Annotated in this window: 2 protein-coding genes and 1 pseudogene; all 3 read right to left on the bottom strand. The window is 67.3% G+C overall.

Annotated features, from left to right (window positions below):
* Positions 1-1,832 (bottom strand): SPOR domain-containing protein (locus tag VJ811_RS04965; protein WP_324071168.1); only part of this gene is annotated, 1,832 nt, incomplete at its 3' end.
* Positions 1,833-1,892: 60 nt separating this feature from the next.
* Positions 1,893-3,353: a cell division protein FtsZ gene (ftsZ, locus tag VJ811_RS04960; protein WP_324071167.1), complete on the bottom strand. Its 1,461-nt coding sequence runs from the start codon at positions 3,351-3,353 to the stop codon at positions 1,893-1,895.
* 419 nt (positions 3,354-3,772) lie between these two features.
* Positions 3,773-4,142 (bottom strand): annotated as a pseudogene (locus tag VJ811_RS04955) (cell division protein FtsA); the annotation flags it as partial.

Below are 4,142 nucleotides of genomic sequence, written 5' to 3'. Positions count from 1 at the left end.
AGGAAGCCGTCGCCGCCCGCCTTCTTATAGTCGGCGAGCCAATCCTGTGCCGTCTTGCGGTCCTTGAACGGGCCAACGAGCAGGCGGCGGGTCTTGCCCCATTCGGCCGTGGCACCCGATTTGCCCTTGAACACGGCGGGGCTCTTCTTGGCGAATTTGCCGAAGTCGGTCGCGAGCGCTTTGGCATTCGCGCCGGTCGCGACCTGCACCCAGATACGGGCGGGATTGGCCTTTTTCTCGGCCGCTTCTTCCTTGGCTTTCGCGTCGGCGTCTGCTTTCAATTTCGCGGCAGCACTGTCTTTTTCGCGCTTCGCCGCCTCGGCCGCCTCAGCCTTCCGCTTGTCGGCCATCAGCCTGGCGAGCGTGTCAGCGCCGACCGCATGGTCACTCTGCGCCAATTCCTCAGCCGGGATCTCGATCGAACCGACGATGTCGGCGAGCGACGCGAGTGGCGCCGCCGAAACGGATGCTGGCGTGGCGGCTACCGCGCTGACCACCGGCGATGAGACAGGTGCAACGGCTTCGGTCGCGGCGGACGGCGCCGAGGTCGGAACAGCGGCCGTCGAACGGCCCATGTCGGCGATCGAAAAGCCCGGGCCGACCGGACCCTTGCCGGCATCGACGGCCACGCCGATCGGCTCGGGCGCCGAGGCGGCGGGTATCGAGGCGGGCGGCGGAACAGGACGGACCGCCTGCGTCGGGGCGGGGGCCGGCGTCGGGGTTGGTGTTTCGATTGGCTTGCGAATGGTCTGCTGAAACGGCGAACGCAGCACCGGGGCATTCGCTGCGGACGCCCCGGGCGGCGTCGACGTCGCTGGCGGCGTCGACGTCGCGAGCGCGGGCGTCGTGGCGTCCGGCCGGGCGGCCGGTTCCGAAACGGGTTTGCGGCCTACCGGCGCGGGTGTCGCCGACATGATGGGTCGCCGCTGGTCGCCCGTTGCCTGACGGCTGCCCGTTGCCGTAGCCGGCGGAGCGGCCGGCGGCGGCGTGGCGGCGGCAACCTGCACCGGCTTGCGCTTTGGTCCCAATTGCCCGTTCGGAAAGCGGCCGAAATGGGCGGCGGCGGCCTGCTGCGCGGGATTGAGCCGGTCCATCTGGGTCAGATAGGGCGTGATGTTCTGCGCCATCGCGGGCGGCATCGTCGCGTTGACGATATCGGTCGCCTCCTTGTCGCGGCCGTTCATCGCGAGGATCATCGCGCGGAGGCGCCATGCGCCGCGATCCTGCGCCCGCAATTGCGGCGTCAGCAACTGGATCGCACGGTCGGCATCGCCGCTGATCCCCAGCGACAACGCATAGCGCCGCGTCAGTTCGTCGTTGGGCGCGATCGACAGCGCGAGCTGGTAATCGCGCTGCGCCGCGTCCTGCTGCCCGAGCAGGTCGCGCGCGAGGCCGCGGTCGGCGAGGAACAGCCGTTCGGGCGCGCCCATCAGCTGCGCTTCGCCGAAATAATCGAGCGCGCGCGTCGGGTTTTCCATGTGGACCATCGCCGAACCGAGCGCGGCCTTGACCGCGCCGTCGCGCGGGTTCGCCTGTTCGGCGCGGACGAGGAAGCCGAGAGCGGCGCGATAATCCTCCAGCTCGATCGACGCGCGGCCGGCATTGAGCAGCGCCGACGTGTCGCTGTTGTTCGAGGCGATGCGCGCGAGGGAGGAAGACAGGAGCGCGCGCGCCGCGGTCCGCTTTTCCATCGCTGCTTTCGTCGCGGCATCGGGCGGCGTCACCTGCGCATGAACGGATGGCAGCGCGGCCGTCCCAAGCAACAGCACACCGAGCGCGCCGACAATCCGCCGTGCGCGCGCCGGCTTCGCCGTCAATTTCGCTTGCCGCATGGGCAACTCATCCCGATTTCCAGCCTGCCGTGCCCGGCGGGCGGCCCCTCGATAGCCCCGTTACTGGTTGTTCTGCCGCCCCAGGAAGCGCGGAATATCGACTCCGTCCTCCTTGCCGCCGTCTTCGCTTTCGGTTGCCGAAGCCCCGCGCGACAGGCGCGACATGCGCTCGAACAGGGTTCCGCCACCGACCGACCGCGCGGACGATTCGTCCACCGGGGTCGGATCCGCGGCAGGCGCCGCCCGATATTCGGCGGGCGCTTCGGGCGCGTCGAGCACGAGTTCGTCGGCGGTGTCGTCATAGCTCGCGGCGACCTGCGACAATATCATCGGCTCCTCTTCGGCAGCGGCTGCCGGAGCTTCGCGCTCGCCGGTGTCGCCCAGCGAGAAGCCGGGGGCCGGATCCTTGTCTTCCACCGGCGCGGTTTCGGCGAGAACTTCTTCCTGAACCGCCGGTTCGACAGTCTCTTCGACCACCGGAGCGGGAGCGGCCGCGCGCGCGGGAGCGAAGGAAAAGCTGCGCGTCGCGGGCGATGCCTGCGCCGCCGCTTCGCCGTTGCTGTCGATTCCGGTGGCGACCACCGATACGCGGATCTTGCCGTCGAGGTTGTCGTTAAAGGCGCTGCCCCAGATGATATTGGCATCGGGGTCGACCAGCTCGCGAATATGGTTCGCGGCTTCGTCGACTTCCATCAGGCGCATGTCCTCGCCGCCGGTGATCGAGATGATGACGCCCTTCGCGCCTGCCATCGACACACCGTCGAGCAGCGGGTTGGCGATCGCCTTTTGCGCGGCTTCCAATGCGCGGCCGTCGCCTTCGGCTTCGCCGGTGCCCATCATCGCCTTGCCCATTTCGCGCATCACGCTGCGCACGTCGGCGAAGTCGAGGTTGATCAGGCCGGGCATGACCATCAGGTCGGTGATGCCGCGCACGCCCTGCTGAAGCACCTCATCCGCCATGGTGAAGGCTTCTTTGAAGGTCGTGTTCGGGTTGGCGACCAGGAAGAGATTCTGGTTCGGAATGACGATCAGCGTGTCGACATGATCCTGCAGCTCGGCGATGCCCGAGTCCGCCGAGCGCATGCGGCGCTGGCCTTCGAAGGTGAAGGGCTTGGTCACGACGCCGACGGTCAATATGCCGCGGTCGCGTGCCGCCTTGGCGATCACGGGCGCCGCACCGGTGCCCGTGCCGCCGCCCATGCCGGCGGCGACGAAGCACATATGCGCGCCGTTCAGCGCCTCTTCGACCTGCGCGATGCTTTCCTCGGCGGCCGCACGACCGACCTCGGGCCGCGAACCCGCGCCCAGCCCTTGGGTGATCTGTGTCCCCAGCTGGATGCGCCGTTCGGCCGGCGAGGCGTTGAGCGCCTGCGCGTCGGTGTTGGCGACGATGAAATCGACGCCCTCGACGCGTGCCGCGATCATGTTTGCGATGGCATTGCCGCCCGCGCCGCCGACGCCGATCACCGCGATGCGCGGCTTCAGCTCATCGACCTGCGGCGGGCCAATATTGATGCTCATCAAAAAGTCTCCCTGCAGCGGCGGACAGGTGCCGCTTCCCCAACCTTGCGACCCAGCCGGGCGGCAGTCCGTCCGCCCGGTTTTCTGTTACCGCATTGCACTATTGTGACGTGGGAATCATCCAAAAAATTAACCTTTTCGTTGCGACGGGGCCAAAAATTGCCACTGGCGCGTTCGAGGCTTCGAAATGGCGAAGATCTCGGCTTCGCATGGCCGCCGCGGATGGTGGTTCCATCAGCAAGGCCGCGCGGAGACGAGATCGAAGCCATTTCGACGTCCCTTCGGGATTTGACCGATTTTGCACATGGCTGCGTCAGCGAGCCTTGGAATATACTCATATGCCTGCGTCTCGCTTCCTTGCCCTGAACAAAATCGCTTCAAACCTCGAACGTGCCAGTGGCAATTTTTGGCCCCACCTTTCAAAAACTGCTTTTCAATGCCGCCATCAACCGGTGCAGGATCGATGTGCCCGCGGGCTTGTACACATCCTGCGCCATCATCGGCAGATCGCGGAGGTCCACGGGGTCCGACGCGGCATAGAGAACCAGACCCGCGAGCGTCGCGAAAGCGGGGCCGCTATGCGCATCGGGCAGGCCGTGCAAGCCACGCGGTCGCCCGACGCGCGCGGCGCGGCCGAGCGCGCTTTGCGTGTAGTCGGCGATGCCTTTCAGGTCGGCGCCGCCGCCGACGAGCACGACCTGCCGGCCGATCGGGCCGACGAAATGCAGGTCTTTGAGCGTCCGGCCGATCTCGCCCATCATCGCGTCGAGGCGCTGGCGGATCACCGAC

Source organism: Sphingopyxis sp., assembly GCF_035250425.1.
Lineage (GTDB): Bacteria > Pseudomonadota > Alphaproteobacteria > Sphingomonadales > Sphingomonadaceae > Sphingopyxis.
Note: the sequence above shows the minus strand (reverse complement) of the source record. Positions and strands in the feature narration are given on the sequence as shown.